At 69.7% G+C, this 26,921-nt stretch carries 25 protein-coding genes; 7 read left to right on the top strand and 18 right to left on the bottom strand.

All coding sequences use genetic code 11. The features are described 5' to 3' along the window. Positions 1–130 precede the first annotated feature (130 nt). Together CNO20_RS20470 and CNO20_RS20465 are read right to left on the bottom strand one after the other, a co-directional pair. Entirely contained in the window at positions 131–1,273 is a 1,143-nt protein-coding gene (locus CNO20_RS20470) for a GNAT family N-acetyltransferase (protein ID WP_101298068.1), read from the bottom strand. A gap of 258 nt (positions 1,274–1,531) precedes the next feature. Beyond that, entirely contained in the window at positions 1,532–1,846 is a 315-nt protein-coding gene (locus CNO20_RS20465) for a hypothetical protein (RefSeq protein WP_101298067.1), read from the bottom strand. A 58-nt stretch (positions 1,847–1,904) separates the two neighbouring features. On the opposite strand from CNO20_RS20465, the gene CNO20_RS20460 reads away from it, so the two are divergent. Then, on the top strand, positions 1,905–2,084 hold the full coding sequence (locus CNO20_RS20460; RefSeq protein WP_101298066.1) for a DUF8107 family protein: 180 nt from the start codon (positions 1,905–1,907) through the stop codon (positions 2,082–2,084). A gap of 116 nt (positions 2,085–2,200) precedes the next feature. Then, positions 2,201–2,878: a uracil phosphoribosyltransferase gene (upp, locus tag CNO20_RS20455; RefSeq protein WP_101298065.1), complete on the top strand. Its 678-nt coding sequence runs from the start codon at positions 2,201–2,203 to the stop codon at positions 2,876–2,878. A 43-nt stretch (positions 2,879–2,921) separates the two neighbouring features. Here upp and CNO20_RS23550 read toward each other — a convergent pair whose 3' ends face one another. Together CNO20_RS23550 and CNO20_RS20450 are read right to left on the bottom strand one after the other, a co-directional pair. Next, entirely contained in the window at positions 2,922–3,092 is a 171-nt protein-coding gene (locus tag CNO20_RS23550) for a hypothetical protein (protein WP_199174947.1), read from the bottom strand. 173 nt (positions 3,093–3,265) lie between these two features. Next, complete coding sequence (locus CNO20_RS20450) at positions 3,266–5,458, bottom strand: S9 family peptidase (protein WP_101298064.1); 2,193 nt, start codon at positions 5,456–5,458, stop codon at positions 3,266–3,268. Between the two features lie 148 nt (positions 5,459–5,606). On the opposite strand from CNO20_RS20450, the gene CNO20_RS20445 reads away from it, so the two are divergent. From CNO20_RS20445 to CNO20_RS20435, 3 genes are all read left to right on the top strand, one after another. Next, positions 5,607–6,674: a TAXI family TRAP transporter solute-binding subunit gene (locus CNO20_RS20445; RefSeq protein WP_101298063.1), complete on the top strand. Its 1,068-nt coding sequence runs from the start codon at positions 5,607–5,609 to the stop codon at positions 6,672–6,674. 72 nt (positions 6,675–6,746) lie between these two features. Continuing rightward, positions 6,747–7,235, top strand: coding sequence for a DUF1850 domain-containing protein (locus CNO20_RS20440; protein ID WP_101298062.1), 489 nt, complete (start codon positions 6,747–6,749; stop codon positions 7,233–7,235). Next, entirely contained in the window at positions 7,232–9,931 is a 2,700-nt protein-coding gene (locus tag CNO20_RS20435) for a TRAP transporter permease (RefSeq protein ID WP_101298061.1), read from the top strand. The genes CNO20_RS20440 and CNO20_RS20435 overlap by 4 nt, the downstream gene beginning before the upstream one ends. A 23-nt stretch (positions 9,932–9,954) precedes the next feature. Here CNO20_RS20435 and ggt read toward each other — a convergent pair whose 3' ends face one another. From ggt to CNO20_RS20395, 8 genes are all read right to left on the bottom strand, one after another. Continuing rightward, positions 9,955–11,913, bottom strand: coding sequence for a gamma-glutamyltransferase (ggt, locus tag CNO20_RS20430; protein WP_233204269.1), 1,959 nt, complete (start codon positions 11,911–11,913; stop codon positions 9,955–9,957). A gap of 128 nt (positions 11,914–12,041) precedes the next feature. Continuing rightward, positions 12,042–12,671 (bottom strand): IMPACT family protein, encoded by a 630-nt coding sequence (locus tag CNO20_RS20425; protein ID WP_101298060.1) that lies wholly within the window; start codon positions 12,669–12,671, stop codon positions 12,042–12,044. Between the two features lie 83 nt (positions 12,672–12,754). Further along, entirely contained in the window at positions 12,755–13,306 is a 552-nt protein-coding gene (locus CNO20_RS20420; RefSeq protein ID WP_101298059.1) for a hypothetical protein, read from the bottom strand. A gap of 136 nt (positions 13,307–13,442) precedes the next feature. Beyond that, positions 13,443–13,943 carry a TrpY family transcription regulator gene (locus tag CNO20_RS20415; RefSeq protein ID WP_101298058.1) on the bottom strand — a complete coding sequence of 167 codons (501 nt, stop codon included), beginning with the start codon at positions 13,941–13,943 and terminating at the stop codon, positions 13,443–13,445. Positions 13,944–14,026: 83 nt separating this feature from the next. Then, entirely contained in the window at positions 14,027–14,617 is a 591-nt protein-coding gene (hisB, locus tag CNO20_RS20410) for an imidazoleglycerol-phosphate dehydratase HisB (RefSeq protein WP_101298057.1), read from the bottom strand. 369 nt (positions 14,618–14,986) lie between these two features. Further along, positions 14,987–15,709, bottom strand: a complete 723-nt coding sequence (gene hisA / locus CNO20_RS20405; RefSeq protein WP_101298056.1) for a 1-(5-phosphoribosyl)-5-[(5-phosphoribosylamino)methylideneamino]imidazole-4-carboxamide isomerase — start codon at positions 15,707–15,709, stop codon at positions 14,987–14,989. A gap of 280 nt (positions 15,710–15,989) precedes the next feature. Continuing rightward, complete coding sequence (metX, locus tag CNO20_RS20400) at positions 15,990–17,213, bottom strand: homoserine O-acetyltransferase MetX (RefSeq protein ID WP_101298055.1); 1,224 nt, start codon at positions 17,211–17,213, stop codon at positions 15,990–15,992. 4 nt (positions 17,214–17,217) lie between these two features. Continuing rightward, the gene (locus CNO20_RS20395; protein ID WP_101298054.1) at positions 17,218–18,498 is read right to left on the bottom strand and encodes an O-acetylhomoserine aminocarboxypropyltransferase/cysteine synthase family protein; all 1,281 of its coding nucleotides are present in this window, start codon (positions 18,496–18,498) and stop codon (positions 17,218–17,220) included. 127 nt (positions 18,499–18,625) lie between these two features. Between CNO20_RS20395 and CNO20_RS20390 the strand changes: the two genes are divergently transcribed. Further along, positions 18,626–19,843: a chymotrypsin family serine protease gene (locus CNO20_RS20390; protein ID WP_101298053.1), complete on the top strand. Its 1,218-nt coding sequence runs from the start codon at positions 18,626–18,628 to the stop codon at positions 19,841–19,843. A 513-nt stretch (positions 19,844–20,356) separates the two neighbouring features. On the opposite strand, the gene CNO20_RS20385 is transcribed toward CNO20_RS20390, so the two are convergent. Next, positions 20,357–20,722 (bottom strand): DsrE family protein, encoded by a 366-nt coding sequence (locus CNO20_RS20385; protein WP_143423307.1) that lies wholly within the window; start codon positions 20,720–20,722, stop codon positions 20,357–20,359. A gap of 134 nt (positions 20,723–20,856) precedes the next feature. Next, positions 20,857–22,062: a pyridoxal-phosphate-dependent aminotransferase family protein gene (locus tag CNO20_RS20380; RefSeq protein WP_101298051.1), complete on the bottom strand. Its 1,206-nt coding sequence runs from the start codon at positions 22,060–22,062 to the stop codon at positions 20,857–20,859. Positions 22,063–22,215: 153 nt separating this feature from the next. Here CNO20_RS20380 and ligA point away from each other — a divergent pair, with 153 nt between their 5' ends. Beyond that, a complete protein-coding gene (gene ligA / locus CNO20_RS20375; RefSeq protein ID WP_101298050.1) occupies positions 22,216–24,288 on the top strand; it encodes an NAD-dependent DNA ligase LigA in 2,073 nt (690 codons plus the stop codon). A 53-nt stretch (positions 24,289–24,341) separates the two neighbouring features. Here the strand turns inward: ligA and CNO20_RS20370 are convergent, their stop codons facing one another. The 4 genes from CNO20_RS20370 to CNO20_RS20355 all read right to left on the bottom strand — a co-directional run bounded on the left by CNO20_RS20370 (position 24,342) and on the right by CNO20_RS20355 (position 26,897). Next, complete coding sequence (locus CNO20_RS20370; RefSeq protein ID WP_101298049.1) at positions 24,342–25,157, bottom strand: ABC transporter permease; 816 nt, start codon at positions 25,155–25,157, stop codon at positions 24,342–24,344. Next, positions 25,154–26,077: an ABC transporter ATP-binding protein gene (locus CNO20_RS20365; protein ID WP_101298048.1), complete on the bottom strand. Its 924-nt coding sequence runs from the start codon at positions 26,075–26,077 to the stop codon at positions 25,154–25,156. Before CNO20_RS20365 ends, CNO20_RS20370 begins: the two co-directional genes overlap by 4 nt. 124 nt (positions 26,078–26,201) lie before the next feature. Continuing rightward, a complete protein-coding gene (locus tag CNO20_RS20360; RefSeq protein ID WP_101298047.1) occupies positions 26,202–26,468 on the bottom strand; it encodes a DUF7967 family protein in 267 nt (88 codons plus the stop codon). Positions 26,469–26,660: 192 nt separating this feature from the next. Then, the gene (locus CNO20_RS20355) at positions 26,661–26,897 is read right to left on the bottom strand and encodes a hypothetical protein (RefSeq protein WP_101298046.1); all 237 of its coding nucleotides are present in this window, start codon (positions 26,895–26,897) and stop codon (positions 26,661–26,663) included. Between the last annotated feature and the right edge of the window lie 24 nt (positions 26,898–26,921).

Here is a 26,921-nt window from a genome sequence, read left to right as displayed (position 1 = left end):
CGGCCCTGCCGGGGAATAATTTTCGCTTACGGCCGAGTTTCCGCGTTCGCGTTATCTCTCCCCGCCCCCGTTTCGTCCCCTCGTCCGTCGTCCGTCGTCCGCGCGGGAGAGCCCCCCGTCGACGCCGCGCTCACGTCGTGTCGCGCTCCGCGAACGACACCAGCCAGCTGTTCTCGTCGGCGAGCTGCCGGCCGTTCACCGACCAGGCGGACTCGTCTTCGGGGCGGAAGGGCCGCGCGACGATCGTACACCGGCTCCGCTTCAGCGAGGACAGCGGCGGCCTGTCGTCGGCGAGAAAGCCCCGCTTCAGGAGGAACTCGCGGGGGAGACCGCAGTCGGCGACGGCGATCAGGTCCGACGCCGCGTGGCCCTTGAGTGCGACGTCGAAGAGCCGCGCGAGGGCGTCCAGCCACTCGCGATCCCCGTCGAGCGGCGTCACCTCCGCGATCTGGGTGACGGTGACGCCGGCGTTCGTCGTCCGCGTCCGGGCGATGACGGCGGCGACGGGCGAACCGTTCCGCCTCGCGACGTAGGTCGTTCGCCGCCAGACGGGGCTGGCGAAGCGCCACCGGTAGAACCGCGGTTCGCGCAGCGCGTGCAGCTGGTACGGAACCCGCCGCTCGTACAGCGAGGCGAGGACGTCTGCCGGCACGTCGACGTGGCGCTCGACGGAAAATCGACGGGACGAGTTCGAGAGCCGGTCGCAGGCGCGACAGTACCCGTTCGAGACGGGCGATGCGAGGCGGGCGAGCGCCCGTCCGGCGGCACCCATGCGGGCGGGGGCCAGCGTTTGGGGGTTCTGGATGCGGTAGAACGTCGTCCGGAGCCCGGCCTCGCGCCAGCCGAGCTTGAGGTACCCCGACCGCGAAAGGTCGTTGGGGAAGTTGAAGAAGAAGTCCGGGTCGCCGTCGGCGTAGTGGTCGATCGCGCTCGTCGTCATGCGGGTGAACAGACCGCGGCGGCGGTGCTCGGGGTGGACCATCGTGTCCGCGGGCTGAAACGCGAGCGCGGTCCGGCGGCCGGCGCGGATCGGCAGCGCGAGGAACGGGCGCGCGCCGACGATCTCCCCGTCCCTCTCGGCGACGAAGACGGGCACGTGGTCGACGTAGGGGTTCTCGGCGTACTTCCAGGAGAACCACTCCGCGCCGCGCGGCCGACCCCAGACGAGCCGGTCGAGGGCGAGAACGCCGTCTCGATCCCCGGGATCGTACCGCCGGATCACGTACGAATCGTTCCGCTCCCGTTCGCCGTACCCGCCCTTCGTGCGCGTCATTGACGACCCTTGCGGTCATCGGCGTTTTGTTATTCGTTCGCGTAGCGTCCGTTTCAGCGGACAGCGCCACGTTTCCCCCGTCCCGGCACTGACGCGCCCGGTAAAAGCTCGATTGAACGTCTAGCGAAAGCTGACCGACGACCGGCGTCGATCGGGGGACGTTCTGACGGAGCGCCCGCAGGCGGCGGGTCTCGCCCGAAACGGCCGCCTACGGCCACCGAAACGGTTTCGAGGCTGGACAGTTCGGACGCGAAGAGATTACAGGAGCGGGAGCGCGAGCAGGAGCACCAGCAGCGCCAGGAGCGCCATCGCGTAGAACAGCCGGAGGAGGCGCTGTTGGGCCGGCACCTCACCCCGGAGATCGGGCCTCGCCGTCCAGATCAGGCGGTAGTACGCGACCGCCGTCAGGAGCGCGAACGCCGCGACCGACCCGCCGAACGCCGTCGAAAACGGGAACCCGAGCGCTCGCCCGTACATCGGCCCGAACGCGAACGAGACCAGAAAGGCGAGCGCGGTGACGACGAGAAACGGCACCGGGTCAACCGGCGTCCCGCGGCGGTTTCGGGGGTTCATGCGTCGAGTATCGCGGGAAACCACATGAAGCTAAGTCGCGCCGCGGCCCAGAGGAGCCATGGCCCGATCGAAGGGGGATCCCCGCGTGCTGTTCGCGATGAACGTCGCGCTCTCGACCGCCTTCGCGGCGGTCGTCGTCTGGGGGCTCTCCTTCCTCGGAATCGCCGCGTTCGAGCCCGCGAACGTCGCCGCGCTCGCCGCCGTCCTCTTCGTCGTCACGTACTTCGTCACCCGGTGAGCCGCGCGCTTCGTCCCTCGATACCTCGTCGTCACCGAGCGACTCGGGCCCTCGCCCGCTTCCGAGAGCGATGGCAGGCGTTATGTCGCTCGACGTTCCGCCTACGGGTAGCATCTATGACCATCGAAGATCGAGACGACGCGTATCTCATCACCCACGCGCTCGCGAAGGACACCCTCTCGAAGCTCCGCGACGTGGAGACCGAACAGGTGGCCTTTCGCAAGGGCCTCGTCAAGCTGGGGCGGATCTGCGGCTACGAGATCATCGACGGCGCGATGGACACCGAGTACGTCCCCGTCACGACGCCGCTCGCGGAGACGACGGGCGAGCGCGTCAAGGGCCTCGACGACGTCGTGATCATCAACGTGCTCCGGGCGGCCACGCCGTTCGTCGAAGGGCTTCTCAAGGCGTTCCCCCGGGCCAAGCAGGGCGTCATCAGCGCCGGCCGCGACGAGGAGGCCGGGATGAACGAGGCGGGCGAGTTCCCCATCACGATCGACTACGTGAAGCTCCCGCAGATCACCGAGAAGGACACCGTCATCGTCGCCGACCCCATGCTCGCGACCGGGAGCACGATGTGCGCGGTGCTCGATCACGTCCTCGAAGAGGCGGAGGGCTACGAGAACCTGTTCGTCCTCTCGGCCGTCAGCGCGCCGACCGGACTGCTCCGCGTCGGCGGGGAGTTCCCCGAGGCCGATCTCCTGACCGTCGCCATCGACGACGAACTCGACGAGAACGGCTTCATCGTCCCCGGCCTCGGCGACGCCGGCGACCGGGCGTTCCGGACGACGTAGCGGCCGAACGATCCGCCGCGTCTGCGGTCGGTCCGACGCGCCCTCAGTCGATCCGACAGACCGTCCCGACCGCGAGATCCTCCTCCCGGATGTACGCCCACAGGCACCCGTAGTTGCAGAACCCCCCGACGGGGTCGCGCTCCCCCCCTTCGGCGACGTAAACGGGGGCGTGAACCGAAACGTCGCACCCGCAGTAGACGCACTCGTCCGACATACGCGTCGATAGGGGGCGGATCCGGATAGGGTCGCGGCGGTCGTGCGCCGCGGGCGCGAACCCCCTCTTTTCGACTCGAAAAACGCCACAGGGAACGCGGATTTCCGCGGTTCGGTTCGCTAACGAAACCGACCCACGGAGCGCTCCGGAGCCGACCGTTCCCCGGGAGAGAGCTACGAACCGCCGTCCGGGTGAGCGCTACGACCCCCGTCCTCGCCGGCCGTGAGCCCGTCGTCGCCGCGGTCGAGCGCGCGGGGGACGTCGTGGTGGTCAGAGTAGCCGTCGAACCACCGGACGATGCGCTCGATCCGGTCGACGACGTGGCCGGGTTCGCCGCTCCGGGAGAGTTCGTGCCCCTCGCGCGGGTAGCGGACGAGCCTCGTGTCGACGCCGTTCTTCTTGAGGAAGAGGTAGAACATCTCGCCGTTGTTCACCGGGACGCGGAAGTCGGCGTCGGCGTGAATCACGAGCGTGGGCGTCTCGACGTTCGCCGCGTGCGCGACGGGCGATTGCTCCCAGAGGAACGCCGGATCCTCCCACGGCGTCGCGCCGAAGTCCCACTCGACGAGTTTGAACGCGTCCGTGGAGCCGTAGAACGACGAGAGGTCGTAAACGCCGCGCTGGGCGACCGCCGCCCTGAACCGGTCCGTGTGGCCGACGATCCAGCCGGTCATGAACCCGCCGAAGGAGCCGCCGGTGACGAAGAGGTTCGACTCGTCGACGTACTCGCGGTCCGCCACGAGATCGACGCCGGCCATCACGTCCCGCATCGTGACCGCGCCCCAGTCGCGCTCGATCGCGGTGGCGAACGCCTCGCCGTAGCCGGTCGAGCCGCGCGGGTTGCACCAGAAAACGACGTAGCCGCGCGCCGCGAGCGTCTGGAACTCGTGCCACATCGTCCCGCTCGGGGACCACATGGCGTGCGGACCGCCGTGGATCTCGACCGCGAGCGGGTACGAGCCGTCCGGATCGAGCTCGGGCGGCGCGAGCACCCACCCCTGCATCTCGCGCCCGTCGGACTCGAACCTGACCTCCTCCGGTTCGCCGACGCGGCGGTCGGCGAGGTAGTCGGCGTTCAGCTCCGTCAGCCGCGTCACCTCCCCCTCGCGGGCGAGGAAGACGTCGCCGGGGTGGTCCCACTCGCTCTTGACGAACGCGACGGCCGCGCCCCCGCTCCCGTCGGGGTCGGTCACCACGTCGAACCCGGTCGCGTGGCCGTCGCCGGCGACGACCGAGACCCCGCTTCCGTCCGCGGCGGCGCGCCGGACCACGACCTCGCCCTCGTCGGGCGTCACGAAGTACACGTCGTCCCCGGTCGGTCCCCACGCGAGGCCGGCCCCGTAGTCGACGGTGCGGTCGAGGTCCGCCGTGACGACGGTCGTCTCGCCCGTCCCCCGGTCGTACACCTCGACGTCGGTCTGCCGCATCGACAGGCGGTCCTCGGGCGTTCGGGGGTAGGCGATCCGCCCGTCGTCGGTCGCCGCGAGCGCGGCCGCCCACGCCGTCGTCCGGACGAGCGTCTCCGCCTCGTCCGCGTCGAGATCGTGGGCCACGACGTCGATGACGGCGCTATCGTCCGGATCCACGGGATCGGGCGGTGATGGACGGCCGTCCGAGTCCACGGGATCGGACGGTGATGGACGACCGTCCGAATCATCGGTACGCTTCACGGCGTAGTACAGGGTCGCGTCGTCGCCCCACTCGGGCGCGTGGAAGTCGTAGTCGCCGTCGGTGATCCGCTCGACCGCCCCCGACTCGGAATCGGTGGACGAACCGGCACGGTCGCCGGGGAGATCGGAGGACGAGCCGGCTCGGTCGCCGGAGAGGTCGACCACGTACACGTGGCTCCGAGCGCCGTCCTTGTACCGGGCGAGCTGTCGGTAGATCAGCCGATCGACGACCCTCGGGTCGGGCGTCTCGCGCTCGTACTCCTCGGCGCCGACATCGAGGTCGAGTCCCTCCTCGCGCTCGCGCTCGGTCGTCGCGCCGACGAACGCGATCCGCGTCCCGTCGGGGCCCCACACCGGGTTTTCGACGCCGCCGGGGACATTCGTCACCCGCCGGGCCTCGCCGCCGTCGGTCGGCGCGACCCACAGCTGGGGCCGGTCGTCGCCGCCGCCGCGCGTCGAGACGAACGCGAGGCGGTCGCCGTCGGAGCTGAATCTGGGGCTGCTGTCAACCCCTTCGCTGACGGTGAATCGACGGGCCTCGCCGCCGTCCGCGGGGACGAGATAGATCGTCGCCTCGTAGGACTCGTCGTCCTTCGGGACGCTCCGGACGAAGGCGACGGCGTCGCCGTCGGGCGAAAGCTGGGGGTCGCTCGGCTTCGCAATGCCGTGGTAGTCGGTGGCCGCTATCCGCTCCATACACCGTCGCTGCGGCTCGATAACGAATAGCTTTCTAGATGTCACGGCGGCGAATGAAAAGTGCACACTTGCCTACCGACGTGCAAGATAAGCGTACTGACCACCGCCTATGGACAGATATATATCCGGTTGTAAAGTACAAGGTCGTATGGCTCGAAATCTCAAACGCCGTGACTTTATCGCAGCGACGGGTGCGGCGGGCATCGTCGGACTCGCCGGGTGCACCGACGGCGGCGGGAACGGCGGGGACGGAAACGGAGGAGACGGCGGCGACGGCGGAAACGGCGGCGGTGGAAACGGCGGAAACCAGCTCACGTGGCACGCGGGCGGGACCGGCGGCACGTACTACCCGCTGTCGAACCAGTTCAAGCAGATCGTCGAGAACAACACCGACTACAGGCTCCAGGTGCAGTCGACGGGGGCGAGCGTCGAGAACGCCGGCAGCCTCGGCAACGGCAACGCCGACTTCGCCCTCCTGCAGAACGACGTCGCCTACTTCGCCGTCAACGGCGAGGGCATCGAAGCGTTCCAGGGGAACGCCATCCCGAACATCCGCGGCGTGGCGACGCTGTACCCGGAAACCATCCACGTCGTGACGCAGGCGAACTCGGGCATCGAGACCATCCAGGACCTCCAGGGTAAGACGATCAACACCGGCGACCTCGGCAGCGGGACGCAGGTCGACGCGAAGCAGATCCTCCAGGCGGTCGGCATCGAGGACTACACGGAGCAGAACACGGACTTCTCGCAGGCCGCAGAGCAGATCCAGAACGGCGACGTGGACGCGGCGTTCGTCGTCGGCGGGTGGCCGGTCGGCGCGATCGAGGACCTGGCGAACACGAGCGACATCCGCCTCGTCGAGATCTCCGGCCAGGCGCGCGAGCAGGTCAAGCAGGCCGGTTCGTACTTCGCGGACGACGAGATCCCGGCGGGGACGTACAGCGGCATCGACCAGCCGGTGCAGACGGTCGCCGTGCAGGCGATGATCGCGACGAACGCCGAACAGCCGGAGGAGACCGTCGAGGAGGTCACGGCGGCCATCTTCGACAACACCGACCAGCTCAGCATCAAACAGGAGTTCATCACCAAGGAGTCCGCCCGGGACGGGATGTCCATCCAGCTCCACCCCGGCGCGGAGGCGTACTTCGGCTCGTCCGGTTCCGGCGGCAACGAGAGCGCCGGAAACGAGTCCGGCGGCAACCAGAGCGACAACTAGGCGGTCCTCGACCGCTATTCGTCCACCCGCATCGATGAGTTCCCGACCGGTAACGCGTCGCTCCGCGCGGCCATGAGCGGCCGTCTCGGGCGGGTCGCGGTCGGTGTCCTCGCGGTCGTACTCGTCGTCGCCGGCGTCGCGGCGGCGACCGTCCCCGCGGAGCGCGTGCTGGTCGTCGAAGACGCGGACACGGGCGAGGAGCTGCTCGCGGTCCCGGTCGAGAACGGAACAGCGGTCGCGCTGGAGTACACCCACAGCGTCGAGGGGAGCCGCGTCCTCGACGCGTACGCCGTCCGCGGCGACCGCCTGGACATGACGCGGACGGAGTTCAAATCGTACGGCTGGGGCTTCCCGGCGCGGGCGAACGTCACGCGCGAGAACGGGAGCTTCGTCTACGACCCCGACGTGACCACGGAGGAGCTGTACGTCTCGCCCGGCCGGATCGCCGGCCACCGTCTCCACGTCGGGGATCGGACGTACGACCTGATCGAACGTTCGAACGCCGAGTCGGTCCGCATTCACCTCGAACGACGAACGATACTCGAGAGGATCACGCCATGACAGTCGACGATAGACCCGAAGAGGAGGAGCTCTCCGAGGAGGAGAAACAGGAACTGCTCGACGAACTGGAGCGGAAGCGGAGCCTCCGCGGCGTCGGCGCGGTCGTCGTCTCGATCGTCGGAATCCTCTTTTCGGCGTACCAGCTGTGGCTCGCCGCCGAGGGGTTCATCTTCGAGGTGACGCTGCCGGCGATCGGCACGGTCAGGCTCGCTGCGCTCCAGCAGCTACAGGTCAGAGCTATCCACGTCACCTTCGGGCTCGTCCTCGCGTTCCTCCTGTACCCCGCCACCGGCGGGGACGGGCTGTTCTCGCGGCGGCTGGCGCGGATCGTCCCCGAGCTCGAACGGCGATTCGGGCCCGAACACCCGGCGACGAGAGCCGGGCGCGGCGTCCGCTCGGGCGTCCGCTGGGCCGTCGCCGACCCGGACCGCGACCGGATCACGCCGGTCGACCTCGCGCTCGTCGGGCTCTCCGTGGCCACCGCGGCGTACATGATCACCGACTACGACGAGATCCAGACGCTGCGGGCGCTCGGGTTGAGCGCCGGCCGAACCGTCGGCGAAGTGTTCCCGTTCCTCTCCCCGGTAGTCGATCTGGTCTCGGCGCTCGGAATCCCGCTCGACGAGGTGTCCTACGCGTTCGTCCTCGGGGCCATCGGCGTCCTGCTCGTGCTGGAGGCGACCCGGCGGACGCTCGGCGTCGTGCTGATGCTGATCGTCTCGATGTTCATCCTCTACGCCCGTTACGCGGCGCGGATCCCGAACGACGTGCCGTTCCTCCGGATCCTCTCTACGAGTTCGGCCGGGTGGGACTCGGTCGTCCAGAACCTCTGGTACAACACCGCGAACGGCGTGTTCGGCATCCCGGTCGGAGTGAGCGTCCAGTTCATCTACATCTTCATCCTCTTCGGGGCGTTCCTGGAGATGAGCGGGGCCGGCCGGTGGTTCATCGACCTCGCCTACTCGATGACCGGCTCGCGGAAGGGCGGCCCCGCGAAGGCGAGCATCCTGTCGAGCGGCTTCATGGGCACCATCAGCGGCTCCTCGATCGCCAACACCGTGACGACGGGGGCGTTCACCATCCCGCTGATGAAGCGCTCGGGCTACCGCTCCGAGTTCGCGGGCGCGGTCGAGGCGTCGGCCTCCTCCGGCGGGCAGATCCTCCCGCCGGTCATGGGCGCGGCGGCGTTCCTCATCGTCGAGTTCGTCGGCGTCCCGTACAGCGACGTCATCATCGCCGCCGCGGTTCCGGCCGTCGTCTTCTTCTTCGGCGTGTGGGTGATGGTCCACCTCGAAGCGTCGCGGCAGGGGATCGGCGGCGTCGATCCGTCCGAGCTCGTCCCGACCGGGGCGCACCTGAAGCGCGGGTGGTTCTACCTCGCCCCGATCGCGCTGCTCCTGTTCTACCTCATCATAGTGCGCTACTCGGTCGCGCGGTCGGCGTGGTACACCATCGTCGCCATCGTGGCGCTCATCGCGCTCGTCGCGGCGTACAACGAGCGGACGCGGCTCCCCCTCTTGGGGGCCATCGCCGGGCTGTTCGCCCTCGAAGTCGCCGCCCGCATCGCCACCGGCGCGGGCATCGTCGGGGCGCTGACAGGCGCGAGCGGGGCCGGCGTCCCGCTCTCGGCCGCCCTGAGCGCGGCCGCGGGGAAGCTCGGCACTATCATCATCTTCGTGAGCGTCGCCACTCTGCTCGCCCGCCCGTTCCTCCGCACGCCGCTTCTGGATTACGACGGGGCGGTCGACGAGGCGGCGGAGCGGACCGCGAGCGCGCTCGGCCGCCCGCGGCTCGCGGACAACGGCGCGTACCGGTTCGGCACGTTCGTGCTGCGATCGATGGACGCCGGGGCCCGAACGGCGACCGTCGTCGTCATCGCCGTGGCCGCCGCGGGGATCATCCCCGGCGTCATCAGCGTGACCGGCCTCGGGCCGAACCTCGTCAACCTCATGCGGGAAGTCTCCGGCGGATCGCTCATGATCCTGCTCGTCGTTACCGCCATCTCCTCGATCATCCTCGGGATGGGGATGCCGACGACGGTGACGTACATCATCCTCGTCGCGCTCCTCGGCGGCGCGATCGCCGATCTCGCGAACATTCCGCTGCTCGCCGCGCACCTGTTCATCCTCTACTTCGGCGTCATCGCCGACATCACGCCGCCGGTGGCGGTCGCGGCGTACGCGGCGTCCGGGGTGGCGAAGTCCGATCCGTTCCAGACGGGGATCGAGGCGTTCTCGCTCTCTCTGAACAAGGCGATCGTCCCGTTCGCGTTCGTGCTCGCGCCGGGCATCCTGCTCATCCGCGGCGAGAGCACCGAACAGTACCACATCATCGGACTCTCGGACGTGATGGACTTCGGCTACTTCGTCCCCGAGGTGCTCGTCCCCATCGCCGGGGTGTTCGTGGGGGTCGTCGCGCTCGGACCGACGATCATCGGCTACCTCTACACGACGGTCGGCCGCGCCGAGCGCGCGCTGTTCGCCCTCTCGTCCATACTGCTCATGGCACCGCGGATGCTGACCGACCCGCTGTTCGGGCTCCTGTCCCTCGTCGGGGTGAACGTGGGCGTCGAGACGCTGCTGCTCGACCTCGCGCTCCGCTTCGCCGGCGTCGTCCTCTTCGCCGGTCTCGTGGTCAAAAACCGCCGCGCGGCCGAGACGGACGCCGAGGCGGACGTGACGCCCGACGTCGCCTGAGCGCGGCGCGCCCCTCTCGATCTTTACAGGCCGATCACCGAGCTGTCACGCCTGAAGTCGCCGACGCCGAAGTAGCCGTCGTCGGTCACTTCGAGTGCCTGCACGCTGCCGAGGGACATCGGCTCACCGCTCAGGGCGTGACCGCGCGCTCGAAGCGCGCGGCGGATTCCCTCGGGGACCGTCTCCTCGTAGATCACGTCGGATTCGGCGTCGGCGTAGAGCCGCGGTTCGGCGACGGCGGCGTCCAGCGGCATGCCGAACTCGGCGACGCCGAGGAGCACCTGCGTCACGGTCGTGATGATCGTCGGGCCGCCGGGGGAGCCGACCGTCAGGAACGGCTCGCCGTCGCGGAAGACGATCGTCGGGCTGGTGCTGCTGAGCGGTCGCTTCTCCGGCTGCACCTCGTTGGGGCCGCCCGGGACGGCGTCGAAGTCGGTGAGCTCGTTGTTCAGCATGAACCCCCGCCCGGGCACCATGATCCCGGAGCCGAACAGCTGCTCGATGGTGGTCGTCCACGAGACGAGGTTCCCCTCCACGTCGGCGACCGTGAAGTGGGTCGTCTGCCCGCGGTTGTGGACCGTCCGGTCGTTCTCGCCCGCCCCGGCCCCGTAGGGGCTGACACGGTAGGGCTCACCGGGCTGGTACGACCAGGGGTCGCCGGGTTCGACCGGCGTCTCCGCGGCGCGGTTCGGGTCGATCGTCGCCCGCCGCCCGTCGAGGTACTCGGCGTCGAACAGCCCCTGCCACGGCACGTCGACGAACGCGTCGTCGCCCATGTACTTGCCGCGGTCGGCGAAAGCGAGACGGAACGCCTCGATCAGCCGGTGGTACGTCTCGACCGACCGCCGGCCCGCGTCGGCCAGGTCGAACGGTTCGAGGAGCCGCAGGATCTGCCCGATCGTGAGCCCGCCCGAACTCGGCAGCGACATCGTCCTGACCGTGATCTCCTCCGCGGCACCCTCGTAGGTGGCGTGCTCGGGCAGGGTGATCTCGACGTTGTAGCGCGCGAGGTCCTCGACGGTCATGCTGCCGCCCTCGTCGAGGTAGCCCTCGGCGCTCCGGACGGTCTCGGCGATGTCTTCCGCGATCTCACCCTTGTAGAACGGCTCGATGCCCTCCTCCCGGATGAGCCGGAACGTGTCCGCGAGATCCGGCTGGACGAGGGGGTCGCCCGCTTCGAGGGGGTCGCCGCCGGGGGCGAACACCTCCCGTGCGGTTTCGCCGAGTTCGCCCGCCTCGACGTTCTCCGCGATGGCCTCCGCGAGCGCCTCGTCGACCGTGACCCGCCGGCAGCCGTCCGCCAGGTCGATCGCGGGGTCGATGAGGTCTGCCAGCTCCATCGATCCGAAGCGCTTGAGCGCCGCGTCCGCCGCTCGCAGCGTCCCCGGCACGCCGACCGCCTTGCCGTTCGTGTGGCGCTCGCGGAACGGGATCGGCTCGCCGTCGTCGCCGAGGAACATGTCGGGCTCCGCGCCGAGCGGGGCGCGTTCGCGGTTGTCGATCGCGTACAGTTCGTCCTCGGCGGCCGAGTAGACAAGCATGAACCCGCCGCCGCCGATGCCGGAGCTGTGCGGCTGCACCACGTTCAGCGCGAACTGGACCGCGACGGCCGCGTCGACCGCGTTGCCGCCGGCCCTCAGGACCTCGGCGCCCGCCTCGGTCGCCCGCGGGTGGACCGTCGACACCATCCCCCGCTCGCCGGTCGCCGTCTCGGGGTCGCCGGGGGACCGCTCCATCCCGTAGCGCGATCCGCGGTCGCCGGCGGCGCTCCCGGCGGAGACCGCCGCGGCCCCGAACGCGGCCGCAGAACTCTTCAGGAACCCGCGACGGTTCGTCCGCGGCGGTTCGCCGTCGGTCCGGTCAGCCATTTCGCCGCCAGCCTCGTCCGGAATTTCGCCGGCAGTCCCGTCCCGCGTTCCACCGTCGGTTCCCGCCGATGCACCGTCGTCGAGGCCTCGCCGACTCTCGTCGTGAGATGGCATACCAGACGGCGGTGTCGATCGATAATAGATATAGACACGATAATCGATTAAACGATCAAAGAATTAAAATTAGAGATCGCCGCGGGAGGCACAGGAAGGCGGGGCGAGCGCCACATCAACGGCAAGGATCACGCGAACGAGACGCGGCCGCTCGTCGCGCTCAGGAGGCGGTCCCGGAGCGCCTCCGCCTCGTCGACGGGGACGCGGACCGAAAAGCGCGCGTCCGCGCCGTACTCGGCGTCAAACTCCACCCCCGCGCTCTCTACGATCCCGCGGACGGTGCCGGAGTCGTCGTACTCGGCGACGACGGTGAACCGCTCGTGGGGCACCGCCTCGACCACGCCGGCGTCGTCGACCGCCTCTTTTACCCCTCGGGAGTACGCGCGGGCCAGCCCCCCGACGCCGAGGTTCGTGCCGCCGTAGTAGCGCGTGACCACCGCGGCGACGTTCCGGACGTCCCGCTGGACGAGCACGTTCAGCGCGGGTTTGCCCGACGATCCGGACGGTTCCCCGTCGTCGCTCGCCCACTCGCGGAGCATCGCGCTCCCGCCGGGGCGCGAACTCGACGCCTCGCCCGCCGGGACCCGGTAGGCGGGGACGTTGTGCGTCGCGTCGGGGTGGCGCTCGCTGATCTCCTCGACGAACGCCTCGGCCTCCTCGACGGTGTCCGCCGGCGCGACGTGGCCGATGAACTCCGAGCCCCTGATCTCGAACCGCGCCTCGCCCCTGCCGGCGACGGTCCGGTAGGCGTCAGTCATGGCCGAACGTACGGCCGGCCGGACGTAAGTCCTGCCGTTCTCCGGGTCCGAGAAGGCGTTTCGTCGGTTCCGTCGTCGCCCTCTCAGTTCGCGTCGGTCGTCGACTCCGGAGGCGATTCGGCGTCCCGTTCCGAATTCGGGGCCGAATCCGAGGGCGAGCCCGAGTTCGAGGCCGAATCTGAACCGGATGCGGCGTCCGACTCCGAACCGCCGCCGACGAGGAGCGCGATGAAGGCACCCGCGCCCACGAGTTCGGCGACCTTCGAGACGAACGCGACGGCGTCCTCGAACAGGTGCTCGATCACGAGCGCGACCGGCGATCCCTCAGGGTGCGCGGGCAGGAGGCCGCCGTGGTCAGTCAGGTGCCACCAGGCGTAGCCGGCGGCGTAGCCGAGCAGGATCAGCGCGCCGAGGGCGTACAGCGGCCGGACGGCGCGGTCGAGGTAGATGCCCACGAGGACGACGAGGAGCAGGAGCGCCGAGGGGACGAACAGGTACGGTCGGGGGTCGGCGAAGGAGCCGAGCGGGAGATAGACGAAGAGGAGCGGCAGTCCGATCCACAGGTGGATGAGCGCGGCGACGAGCGTCCCCTGCACGCCGAGGAACTTCAGTACCGCCTCGGTGGTGTCGTCCATGACCGACCTCGTCGGCGGACGGAAAAGAGCGTGTCCATTTCGGCGCGAGAGCGTCTGGTGCGCGCGTCGAACCGGAGTCGCGAGGAGGAAGCAACCTCCGTGGGGACCGGGAAGCGAGTTCGGAACGGACGCCGGCCTAGAACTCGACCTTGCGGACGAACGGGAGGTTCCGGATCTCCACGAGCAGATCGCCGGGGACCGGCTCGTCGGTGATGACGTACAGCTTCGGATCGTCCGTGAACTCGGGGTCCTCGCTTATCGTCTGTCGGATGCTGATGTCGGCGTCGGCGATGAGCGAGGTGACGGTTGCGACGATGCCCGGCTGGTCGGCGTCGTCGACCTCGACCGTCAGCACCGTGAGGTCGAGCACCGGCGCGAGGTCCATCAGGCTGGGGATGGCCGAGATGTTCTGGAAGATGCGTCGGAGCTCGGGGTCGTCGAGGATGGCGTCGGTCGTGGAGTCGACGACTCGGCGGTCGACGCCGATCTCCCGGGCGATCTGCGTGTTCGGGATCTCGATGCCGCCGGAGACGACCCGCCCCTCGTCGCTGACGGAGAAGCCGCGTTCGAGCAGCAGGCGGATGACGGCCTGCTGGCTCGGGCTGCCCTCGAACTTCCCCATGATCTCGTCGAACATTTCCTTCCCGGGGATTGTTCCGGGGCGGGTTTAATCGTGCGGGTCTCGGGAGATCGACGGGGGTCGAGGGTCGTCGAATCGCCTCACAACTCGCCCTTCGTGCTCGGCGTCTCGCCGGCCCGGCGCTCGTCGATCCGCGTCGCGTCGTCGAGCGCGCGCGCGAGCGCCTTGAACAGCGCCTCGACCTCGTGGTGGGCGTTTTCGCCGGTCACGTCGACGTGCAGCGTCAGGCCGGCGTTCATCGCGAGCGACATGGCGAAGTGCTCGGCCATGACGCTCGTGAACTCGCCGATCGACTCCTGGGAGAACGCCCCGGAGAAGTCGAAGAAGGGGCGGCCGCTCACGTCGACGACCACGCCCGCGACGGCCTCGTCGAGCGGCACCCGTCGGTCGGCGTAGCGCACGATGCCGCGCTTGTCGGAGAGCGCCTCGTCGAACGCCTCCCCGAGGACGATCGCCACGTCCTCGACGGTGTGGTGATTGTCGACGTGGAGGTCGCCGTCGCAGCGGACCGTGAGGTCGAACAGGCCGTGCTTCGCGAACGATTCGAGCATGTGGTCGAAGAAGCCGACGCCCGTGTCGACCTCCGCCTCGCCGTCGCCGTCGACGTCCAGCGCGAGGTCGATGGTCGTCTCGGTCGTCTCCCGGGAGACCGCGGCGGTCCGCTCGGTCATACCCGAGCCTCGCCCGCCGGACGTATGACCGTTGCGCCTCCGCCGCGGGGACCGCCACCGAAACTGAAATATTTTCTGAATAAACGTACTCCAGATATAACACTAGTATGACATTCATCTGCCGGGTATTGATGTAGGTCTACACCCATCGCAGGGCATGATAGGGTCGAAACGCGGCGTACTGACGGTTCTCTCGGTCGCGCTCGGGGGACTATTCCTCAGTTCCCTTACACCGGCCGGAATCGCTCTGGGTCTGCCACTGACGCTGGCGGGCGGGTACTCCGGCGCCGAAACGCTTTCCCGGCGTTTCCGCCGGACCGCCGCTCGGGCGATCCCCTGAGGCGGGAGTCGATCGGCGGCGGCACCGGCTCAGAGGGCCATCGCCTCTCGGAGCGTGAACTTCCCCTCGTAGAGCGCGGTCCCGACGACGACCGCGGCGGCGCCGGCGTCGCGGAGCGCGCGCACGTCGTCGAGCGTCGCCACGCCGCCGCTGGCGACGACGGGGATGTCGACGGCGTCGACGACCCGCCGGACGCGCTCGGTCTGGACGCCCTCCAACCGTCCTTCGACGTCGACGTCGGTGAAGAGGATCGCGCCCGCGCCGAGGTCCTCGTAGCGCGCGGCCGCCTCGGCGGGGTCGAGGCCCGTTCCCTCGGTCCATCCCGAGACGACCACCTCGCCGCCCTTCGCGTCGAGGCTGACGACCACCGCCCCCGGGTATTCTGCGCCGATCTCTTCGACGATTTCGGGATTCTCGACGGCCGCGGTGCCGAGGATGACCCGATCGACGCCGCGGTCGAGAAGCGAGATCGCGTCGACCGCGGTTCGGATGCCGCCGCCGAGCTGGACGTCCACGTCGACGGCATCCAGGATCGCCTCGACCGCCGGGGCGTTCCGCCGCTCCCCCTCGAACGCCCCGTCGAGATCGACGAGGTGGAGCGTCCGCGCGCCCTCGTCGACCCACCGCCGCGCCGCCTCGACCGGGTCGCCGTACGCCTTCTCGGTGCCGCGCTCGCCCTGCACCAGCTGGACGACCTCGCCGCCCTGCACGTCGACCGCCGGGACGACCTCGAACTCGGGGAAGTGCGCCATTGGTCGCTCCCTCGGTCGGCTCGGAGTAAAGCCGCGCGGTTCCCGGCGAGGCTTTACGTACGATGACGGGACCACCGCGAGGTGTGCGCTGACGAACCGCCGCGAGGGAGTTCGCGATAGCACGGCACCCTCCCTCGCGTCACCTCTCCCGCTTCGCGCGGCCGCCGCTACCTTCGCGCCGTCGCCGCTGTGCCGTCTGTCCGCCCGAAAATCCGCGGACCGCGCTCTCCGACCCGAAGCCCTCCCGAGGTCCGCACCCCATCTCCCGATCCGCGCCCGCTCACCCGGAAAAGAGGCTGTTGTGGACGGGCGCGAACTCCGGCTCGCGCTCTGTGGTGTCCGTGACGGCCCGGCCGCCGACGCCGTCGGCGAGGAAGTCCGAAAGCGGCGGGCCGACGCTCTCCGGTTCGACGAGGAACGCGTCGTGGCCGTGGTCGGAGTCGATCACGTGGTGGGCGACCGGCGCGTCCGCCTCCCGGAACGCCGCCGCGAGCGACTCGGCCTGCTCCGTCGTGAAGTGCCAATCGCCGGTGAACGACATCACGAGCGCCTCGCCCTCGAAGGCGGCGAGAGCGGCCGCGTCGGACTCGTACCCCTCCGCGAGGTCGTAGTCGTCCATCGCGTGGGTCAGATAGAGGTAGGAGTTGGCGTCGAACCGGTCGACGAACTTCTCGGCCTGGTAGTCGAGGTACGACTCCACGTCACGGTAGGGAAAGAAGGCGGCCGCGGGATCGGCGGGGAAAGCGTCGCCGGCGAAGTCCCGGCCGGCCGCCCGGCGGCCGAACTTCCGCTCCATCGAGTCCTTCGAGAGGTACATCACGTGGCCGATCTGCCGGGCGAGGCCGAGACCGCGTCTCGGCGGCTCCCCGCCGTAGTAGTCGCCGCGGTTCCAGTTCGGGTCCGTCGTGATGGCCCGGCGGGCGATAGCGTCGAGGGCGAGGCACTGCGGGTCGAGCCGCGCGGCCGTCGCGACCGGCGCGATCCGCCGCACGTCGTCCGGGTAGCGCTTCGCCCAGTCGAGGACGTTCATCCCGCCGACGCTGCCGCCGACGACGGCGTGGAGGCGGCCGACGCCGAGATCGTCGAGCAGGCGGCGCTGCGCGCGCGTCCAGTCGCCGACCGTCACCGGCGGGAAGTCGGTTCCGTACGGTTCGCCGTCCGGCCCCGCGCTCGGCGGACCAGAGGTGCCGTAACAGGAGCCGGGGACGTTCGCGCAGACGACGTAGTACTCCGCCGTGTCGACGGCCTTGCCGGGGCCGACGATGTCGTTCCACCACGCGCGCGCCTGGCCCGCGGTGCCGGCGGACCCGTCGGCTCCTCGCGATCGGAACCCGCCGCCGGCGACGTTCTGGCTGCCGGTGAGCGCGTGGCAGACGAGCACCGCGTTGTCGCCGTCGAACTCGCCGTACGCCTCGTAGGCGACTTCGAGGTCGTCGATCGTCTCGCCGCACTCGAAGCGGAACTCCCCGAGGGAGCGCGCCCCGCGGTCGATCGTGACCGTCACCGGGTCACCCCCGCGTCGCGCGCTCGATGGCGCGGTCGAGGTCGTCGATCACGTCGTCCGCGTCCTCGATCCCGACGGAGAGGCGGAGCATGTCCGGCGTGACGCCCCCGGCGCGCTGTTCCTCCTCCGAAAGCTGCGCGTGGGTGGTGCTCGCCGGGTGGATGACGAGCGTCTTCGCGTCGCCGACGTTCGCGAGGAACGAGGCGAGTTCGACTTCCTCGCAGAGCCGCTTGCTCGCTTCGAAGCCCTCGGCGAGACCGAAGGTGATCATCCCGCCGTACCCCGATAGGTATCGGGTCGCGTTCTCGTGGGTCGGGTGATCCTCGAACCCGTTGTAGGTGACCCACCCCACCTCGTCGTGGTCGCGGAGGAACTCGGCGATCGCGCGGGCGTTCGAGCAGTGTTTCTCCATCCGGAGCGGGAGGGTTTCGAGCCCCTGGAGGGTCTGCCAGGCGTCGAACGGCGACTGCTGGTTGCCGAGGCTCCGCACGGCGCGCTGGCGGGCGGCCGCGGCGAACGCCCGCTCACCGAACCGCTCGGAGAAGTCGACGCCGAAGGCGGGGTTCTCGCCCGAAAGCTCCGGGTAGTCGGCGTCGGGATGATCCCAGGGGAACGCCCCGCCGTCGACGAGGATCCCGCCGACGGTGGTTCCGGAGCCGTGAATCCACTTCGTCGTCGACTCCCAGACGACGTCCGCGCCGTGTTCGATCGGTCGACAGAGCGCCGGGGTGGCGAAGGTGTTGTCCACGACGAGCGGGACCGCGCGCTCGTGGGCGATCTCGGCGAGGCGCTCGAAATCCGGCGTGACGAGCGAAGGGTTCGCGATCGTCTCGACGTGGACGAACGCGGTGTCGTCGTCGATCGCCCCCTCGTAGGCGTCGTAGTCCAGCGTCTCGACCACGCGCGTCTCGATCCCCCGGCGGCTCGCCATCTTCGTCAGGTACGTCGAGGTGCCGCCGTACATGTCGGCGGCGGCGACGACGTTGTCCCCGGCCTCGGCGAGGATGCTCGTCGCCGCGTCGAGGGCCGCCATCCCAGAGGCGGTGGCGACCGCTCCGACGCCGCCTTCGAGGTCGGCGAGCCGCTCTTCGAGGACGCGGGTCGTCGGGTTCGAGATGCGCGAGTACACGTCGCCCTCGCGGTCGAGCGCGTAGAGGTCGGCGGCGTGGTCCGCGCCGTCGAACAGGTACGAGGTGGTCTGGTGGATCGGCGGGGCGCGCGCACCCGTCGCCGGATCGGGCTCCTGTCCGGCGTGGAGACTTCGGGTGTGAAAGCCGCGGGTCATGTGTACGACGCATATTCTTTGAGTGACTTATAACCGGCAGTTACGGCAAGCGCTGCGAACGGAGAAGACCGTTACGTTACGACACGTCGACGAAAAGAATTATCCTCGAACAGTGAGAATAGTGAGCATGGATCACATCCCGGAGGACGTGCGCGACGAACTCGAATCGTACCCGAACGTCGTCGGCACGGGCATCGGACCGAAGCGCGTCGACGACCGGGAGACCGACGAGGAGGCGGTCGTCGTCCTCGTCAGCCGGAAGGTTCCGCGGGCGCAGTTGCGCGACGCGGAGTGCCTCCCCGAGACGGTGAGGATCGACGACAGGGAGGTGAAGACTGACGTGCAAGAGGTGGGGGACGTTCGCTTTCAGGCGACGGTCCGACCGGTAGAGAGAGCGGGCCGCGACCGGAAGCGGCGGTGGCGGCCCGCGCCGGCGGGCGTCTCCATCGGTCACCCCGAAGTGACCGCCGGCACCCTCGGGACGCCGCCGCTGCGGACGGACGACGGGGAGACAGTCGCGCTCACGAACGCCCACGTCGCCGCGCCCGTCGAAATCGCCGAGCGGGGGGATCCGATCTACCAGCCGGGGCCGGCGGACGGCGGGGGTCCGGCGGACGGGATCGGCGAGCTGCGCGAGTGGAGCGAGATCCGGCCCGAGGGGGCGAACCGGACGGACAGCGCTCTCGTCGCGGTCGACGAGGCTGACCTCCGCGACGACGTGCTCGGGGTCGGATCGCTCCGAGGGTGGACAGACGCCGGGTTCGGCGAGGAGTACGTGAAAAGCGGTCGAACCACCGGCGTCACGACGGGTGACCTGCGGAGCCGGGACGCCCGCATCAGGGTCGGCGGGTACTACGACGAGGCGGTCGTCTTCGAGGGCGTGGACGTGTTCGACCCGATGAGCGCCGGGGGCGACAGCGGGAGCGTCATCGGGGTAGAGCGCGAGGACGGGTTCTACGGGACGCATCTACTGTTCGCCGGGAGTGACCGGACGACGCTGGGGATTCCGATGGAGACGGTCCGGGAGGAACACGGCGAACTGACGCCGATTCCGACGGACGAGACGCGCGTCCCGTTTCGAGAGCGAGTCGAACAGCGACTCGACGAGCGCTACGGCGAGGGCGTGACGACGGACGAGGCGGTCGACTTCCGCGTCGACGCGTGGCCGACGACGCTTCGAGTCGCCGTCGCGGAGACGGCCTCGGAGGCGCTCGACGCCGTGGGGCCGGCGCTCGCGGCGGCGGACGACGGCGAAGTCCCCGCCGTCGTCTACCCCGCCGACGAACGGACCGACGAACTGGAGCGGGTCGGGTTTCGTATCGCGATGATCGGTTTAAATCTGTAGGCGAGCGCGCGGCCCTGATCGCCGCGCTCGGCGTCCAGATCGCCGACGAAGGCGAGGTTCGCAGGCATGCGCCCGCCGACGATGAGGAGGTCAGGGTCCGCGAAGGCCGCCCGCGACGCCCAGGGAACGTCGTTCGACGCGTCCCCGGTGGTACACGTCGAACCGGTCGCGAGGCCGACGGCGCACGCCCCATGACGGAGAGCCGGCGAGTTGACGGCGGGGCTACGTGACATCGAACCCGCGCGGAACGGCGACGACGTCGAGCGCGACAGCCCTCGACGACGAGGGCGGGCGATAGGATTCGAAGGAGGCCGAATCGACGAGCGCACGCCGACTCCGCGCCGTCGCCCCTGCTCGCTTCGAAGCCTCGATAAACCGTATATCGGGATATGGAAAGGTCGAGCAAGGACAGAGCTTATGCGCGACAGCGGTGCTGCGAAGGTCCTCGCGAGGCGATCGAACCCCCGACTTGAAAGAAGCGAAATCGAATCCGGAATCTACGACGATACCGGCTCAGACGGTGATCAGTTCGAACCCCTCGTCGACCAGTTCGCCGACGTGCGGACCGTGGTCCTCGCGGCCGCCGAGCAGTTCGACCCCCAGCTCCTCGTTCTCGTCCGCCACGCCGAAGGCGTCGGCGCAGTACCCGCAGACGCCCTGGAGGAGGTTCCGCTCCTGGATCTCCTCGTAGTACTTGTTGACCGGGTGCTCCGGCTTCTCCTCCAGAAGCGGCGGCCACTGCGTCGCCGAACCGTCGAAGTACACCTCGACGTGGTAGCCGCTGTCGTCGAGGTCGATCGCGTATTCGAGCCCGTTCGCGGCCGGGCCGACGCTGTCCGTGTCCGCGTTGACGAGGACGGCGAACTGTCGTTCAGACATGCGGATCGTCGTTCGGCCGGCGGCGACGTAAGTCCGGCCCGGAAGTGAATCGACCGCGCACACCCGGAATCGATTGCCGACGGTCGGGAGGCCCGGAAAAACGGCGTGAAAACCGACGCGGAGCGCGCTCCGCGCTACGCCTCGACCGCGTCGGCTTCGGCGTCCAGTTCGTCCGCGGCGGCGTCGAGTCCCGCGTCGAGATCGACGTCCGCGCCGACATCGTCCATCGCCTCGCCGACGGTCCGGACGCCGCGGAGGATCTGCTCGGTCGGCAGGCGGCCCATGTTGCTCACGCGGAAGATCTCGCCGCCGAGGTGGGCCTGGCCGCCGGAGATGCTCACGTTGCGGGCCTTGACCGCGTCGAAGAAGTCGGTCGCGTCGTCGCCGCGGATCGACTCGGGAAGCGAGACGGCCGTGACGGTGTTCGAGTACGCCGTCGAACCCTCGGGGTCGGCGAAGAGATCGAGCCCCATCGCGGCGAAGCCCTCGCGGAACGCCCGCGACTGCGCGCGGTGGCGCTCGATGCGGGCGGGCATCGTCTCCTCGACGATGTCCTCGACGGCGACCGCGAGCGCGCGGAACAGCGGCACGGCGCTGGTGAAGGGCGTCTGGTGCTGGGCGGCCTTGCGGAGGTGCCAGTCGAGGTCCTCGTAGAACGGGGCCGACTCCCCGTCGATCGCGTCCTCGACGCCCTCGGCGACGTACATCGCGCTCGTTCCCGGCGGCGCGGCGAGCGCCTTCTGCGCGTCCGTGATGGCGACGTCGACGTTCCAGTCGTCGATCCGGAACTCGTCGCCACCGATGCTCGTGACGCCGTCGACGATGAACCGCGCGCCGTGCTCGGCCGCGATCTCGCCCACCTCGGCGACGGGGTTGAGGAGGCCGGTGCTCGTCTCGTTGTGGACGATCGTGACGAGGTCGGTGTCGTCGGTGACGGCGTCGCGGACGTCCTCGATCGGGATGGACTTGCCCCAGTCGGCCTCGACGCGCGTGACCGAGGCGTAGCGGTCGGCGATGCGGGCGAATCGCCGACCGAACTTGCCGTTGACGAGGGAGACGACCTCGGCGTCGCCGTCGACCAGGTTCGCGACGGCGGCCTCCATCCCCATCGTCGCGGTGCCGTTCAGGATCAGCGGGGTGCCGCCCTCGCTGGTCGACTCGCCGTCGAGGGTGGACCGCGTGAAGACGTAGTCGAGCCCGTCCTGTGCGCGCTCGTAGACGGCCTCGAACGCCGAAGAGCGGTGCGAGACCATGGGTTCGGCCATCGACTGCAGTACCTCGTCGGTGACGGGCACCGGACCGGGGTTGAGGAGGAGAAAGTCCTCCGGGTCCTCTGGCATACTTCTCACTGGAGACTCCCGAGGGATAAGCGTCGCGGGTGCCTGCAAAGGTCGCCACTCGACGGCGGTGCACTCGCGGGGATTGTGCGGCCCCGGCACTCCGTCGCCCCCGTCTCCGGAGACTTTACGCCGGGGACGTTCCAAGCGCTCCCAATGAGCGAGCAGGCGTCGTCGAACCCGTACCTGCGCGACCCGCCGACGGACTTCGACCCCATCGAAGAGCTGGACGAGGAACGGGCCGCGGAGCAGCTCGGCCTGCTCCGCGAAGCCGTCCGGGAGCACGACTACCGGTACTACGTCGAGAACGAGCCGCTCGTCGCCGACCGGACCTACGACGCGCTGTTCACCCGGCTGCAGGAGCTCGAAGACGCGTTCGGCCTCCAGACCGCGGACAGCCCCACCCGCCGCGTCGGCGGCGAGCCGATGGACGAGCTCGAGACGGTGGAGCACGTCGCGCCCATGCTGTCGATCGAGGGGAGCGGCGACGCCGACGACGTGCGGGCGTTCGACGAGCGCGTCCGCCGCGCGGTCGGGGAGGTCGAGTACGTCTGCGAGCCGAAGTTCGACGGCCTCTCCGCGGAGGTGATCTACGAGGACGGCCGCTACGAGCGGGCGGTGACCCGCGGCAACGGCCGCGAGGGCGACGACGTGACCGCGCAGGTCCGAACGATCCGCACGGTGCCGACGCACCTCCGCGGGGACTACCCGGACTTTCTCGCCGTTCGCGGCGAGGTGTACATGCCGAAGGACGCCTTCCAGGCCCACAACCGCGAGCGGGTCGAAGCGGGGGACGACCCGTTCGCCAACCCCCGAAATGCCGCGGCCGGGACGCTCCGGCAGCTCGACCCGTCGGTCGTCGCCGAGCGCCCGCTCGACTGCTTCTTCTACGACGTGATGGCCGCCGAGGGCGACGGCATCGAGGGCGTTGAGACGAATCTCGGAGAGTACGAGAAGCTCGCCGAGTGGGGGCTGAAGACGAACGACCGCGCCGAGCTCGTCGGCGACGTCGAGGGGGCGATCGAGTACCGCGACCGCCTCCTGGCCGAGCGCGACGAGCTGAACTACGAGATCGACGGCGTCGTCATCAAGGTGAACGACCGCGAAACGTGCGAGCGGCTGGGCTCGACATCGCGCGCCGTCCGCTGGGCCTTCGCGTACAAGTTCCCCGCCCGCTCGGAGGTGACGACCCTGACCGACGTCGTGATCCAGGTCGGCCGCACCGGCCGACTCACGCCGGTCGCGCTCCTCGATCCTGTGGACGTCGGCGGGGTCACCGTCTCGCGGGCGACGCTGCACAACCCCGACGAGATCGAGTCGCTCGGCGTGAACATCGGTGACAGGGTGCGCGTCCAGCGCGCCGGCGACGTGATCCCGTACGTCTCCGAGGTGGTCGAGAAGCACTCGGAGGGGCACTTCGAGTACCCCGACGAGTGTCCAGTCTGCGGCAGCGAGGTGGAGCGGGACGGCCCGATCGCCTACTGCACCGGCGGCCTCGCCTGCGAGGCGCAGCTGGAGCGCACCATCCAGCACTACGCCAGCCGGGGCGGGCTCGACATCGAGGGGCTCGGCGCAGAGCGCGTCGAACAGCTCCGGGAGGAGGGGCTCGTCGAGCGCCTCCCCGGCCTCTACCGCCTCGATCCGGACGAGGTGGCCGAGCTGGAGGGGTGGGGCGAGAGGAGCGCCGAAAACCTCCGCCGCGAGATCGAGGCGTCGCGGGAGCCGCCGCTCGCGGCGTTCCTCGCGGCGCTCGGCATCCCGAAGGTCGGCGGCGCGACCGCCCGCGCCCTGGCCCGCGAGTTCGGCTCCTTCGACGCCGTGCGGAACGCGTCGGCCGAGGAGCTCCGGGGCGTCGACGACATCGGCCCCACGGTCGCCGAGCACATCCGCGACTTCTTCGAGAGCGGGGAGAACGAGGCGGTCATCGACGACCTCCTGCGGTACGTGACGCCCCGCTCTGAGGAGATCGAGGGCGGCGACGAACTCGACGGGGCCACGTTCGTCTTCACCGGATCGCTGTCGATCACGCGCGACGAGGCGCAGGAGCTGGTGCAGGCCCACGGCGCGAGCGCGACCGGGAGCGTCTCGGGGAACACCGACTACCTCGTCGCCGGCGACTCGCCCGGGCAGCGGAAGCTCGACGACGCCGAGGCGAACGGCGTGCCGGTGCTCGACGAGGAGGCGTTCAGGCAGCTCCTCGAAGGGAAGGGGATCGACTACCCGGCGTAGCTACTCCTCCGCGTCTGATCGGTGGTACCCCGGAACCCGGGCCGACGTCGGACTCAGAGGTCGGCGCGCTCGAACGACCAGAGCCCGAGGAGCGGCGGCAGCGAGAGCCAGCCGAGGAGCACCGCGGCCGCCGCGGCGTGGAACGAGGCGTTCTCGCCGGAGAACAGGCCCCCGTTGAGGAACGCCCCCGAGACGATCTTGAACGACCCGGTCGGGTTGACGAGCCGGAGGACGCGGAACAGCTGCTCGCCGGCGATCGGGAGCCACTCGGGGCCGCCGCCGAGGACGAGGTAGAGCTGGAGCGGGAACTGCGCCGCGCCCCACAGCGGGACGAAAAGCAGGTACAGCGCGATCGCGCCCGCGATGGCGAGCCGCTGGGACGACATCGCGGCCGAGAAACCGACCGCGATGGCGACGAAGACGGCCCCGAGGAACGCGGTGAGCAGCGTGTACCCGACGTAGGAGCCGGCGTCGAACTGGAGCGGGCCGATCGCGAGCAGCAGCGCCGGCACGATGAACCCGACGACGACCGGGAGGGTGATGGCGGCCGAGCGGCCGAGCACCTTGCCGAACACCACGTCCGCTCGCGAGTGCGGTAGCGAGAGCAGGAGCTTCAGCGACCCCGACTCGCGCTCGCCGACGATCGCGCCGTAGGCGATGATCAGCGCGATGAGCGGAACCAGCGTCGTCACGAGCGTCCCGTTCACGAGGCCGAGGATCGCGTTCGAGCTGAACGTCTGCCCGGGCGCGGGGCGGACGATGTACGCCACGGCCGAGATCAGGAGGACGAACAGCGCCGTCAGCGCCAGGAGCCACCGCGATCGGACGGCGTCCTCGAAGTCCTTCCGCGCGATCGCCTCCCAGCTCATGCGCTCACCTCCCTGGGCCCGTCCGAGGTGTACGCGAGGAACAGGTCTTCGAGCGAGGCCTCCTCGGTCCGGAAGTCCCTGACCGTCACGCCCCGCTCTTCGAGCGACGCGATGACCTCCGTCTTCGCGTCCGGATCGCAGGCCACGGTGACGGTGTCGCCGTCGGTGGCCGCGCCGGAGACGCCCGGGAGCGCCCTGACCGGGTCGAGGTCCGCCTCGGTCGCGTCGTCGACCGAGATGAGAAGCGTCGATTCGCCGCCCGCCGCCTCCCGGAGGCCGGCGATGCTGTCCTCCGCGACGAGTTCGCCGGCGCGCAGGATGCCGACGCGGTCGCAGACCGCCTCGACCTGTCCGAGGACGTGGCTGGAGAAGAACACCGTCGCGCCGCGGCCGGCCTCCGCGCGGACGATGTCGCGCATCTCCTTCGCGCCGGCCGGGTCGAGGCCGGAGGAGGGCTCGTCCAGGATGAGCAGGTCCGGTTCGCCGACGAGCGCCATCCCGAGCGCGAGGCGCTGGCGCATCCCCTTGGAGTACCCGCCGGCCTTCCTGTCGGCCGCGTCCGCGATGCCGACCCGTTCGAGCACCGCGAGGGGGTCGTCGTCCGTCCCCTTCGAGTCGATGGCGAACTCGACGTGCTTGCGTCCGGTGAGGCGGTCGTACACGTCGAACCCCTCCGGGAGCACGCCGGTCCGCCGGCGGACGGTCACGCTCTCGCGCTGGGCGTCGTGACCGAGCACCCGGACCGTCCCCGTCGTCGGGCGGACGAAGTCGAGGATCATGTTGATGGTCGTCGACTTCCCGGCGCCGTTCGGGCCGAGGAAGCCGAACACCTCGCCCTCGGGGACCGTGAGGTCGAGGTCGTCGACGGCGGTGACGTCGCCGAATCGCTTCGTCACGCCTGCGAGTTCGATCGCGGCCATGCGTGGCGTTTGTACTATCATCGAATAAAGGGTTTAGGTCTCGCGTCGGGCCGACAGATACTTGACCGTATGCGCGGGAAAATAGCCGCTAACGGGGTCGAAACGCCCGATATCGGGCAGGAGATCAGACTTCGTCGTCGGGGTCGTGCCGCTCCGCCATCCGCGTCGCCTCCGCCGCGTAGCGCTCGCGGTCCCCCTCGGCGACGGGTTCGAGTTCCGAGGGGTCGGCGTCGACCGCGGCGGTCGGGGCGACGCCCCGCTGGCGCATGACCGTCGCCGACTGCTCCTTGCGGAGCGCCCGCTCGCCGTCCGGCGTCGTGTACACGAGGGTGATGAGGTTCCGATCGTCGTAGGAGCGCTCGACGAGCCACAGGCGGACGGTGTCGCTCATGGCTCGACGGTTCGACCGGTCGGCGCTTGTATCTCCCGGTGCCGAGACGGGTGACTCGGGAGCCACGGGGTGGCGGTCGAACCGTGTACGCGCTGCGAACCGACCACCGCGCCGTCGAGACGACTCACCGAGACGACGATGCGTCTCCTACTCGCCCCCGCAGGAACTGTCCCCCGACCTGACGACGAAGCGTCACCGCTCTTCGAGGTGCTCGTCGATCCGCGCCCGGACGGCGTCGATGGTCTCGACGGCGTCCCGGAGTTCCGCTACGTCGGATTCGGAGACTACGTCCGGCACGTTCGGCGTCTGGAGGGTGTAGACGGCTTCCTGCGTCTCGTGGGACGCCGTGCTGAGTCCGTGTGACAGCTGTTCGAGCGCGTCGGCCGACGCCTCGCTCCGCTCTCTGTCCCGGTTTTCCTGACCGTTCATGTTCTGAACGATACTCCGTCGCGG

The organism is Halegenticoccus soli (genome assembly GCF_002844195.1).
Classification (GTDB): domain Archaea; phylum Halobacteriota; class Halobacteria; order Halobacteriales; family Haloferacaceae; genus Halegenticoccus; species Halegenticoccus soli.
The sequence above is the reverse complement of the archived record's forward strand: the minus strand, read 5'-3'. Positions and strand labels throughout refer to the sequence as shown.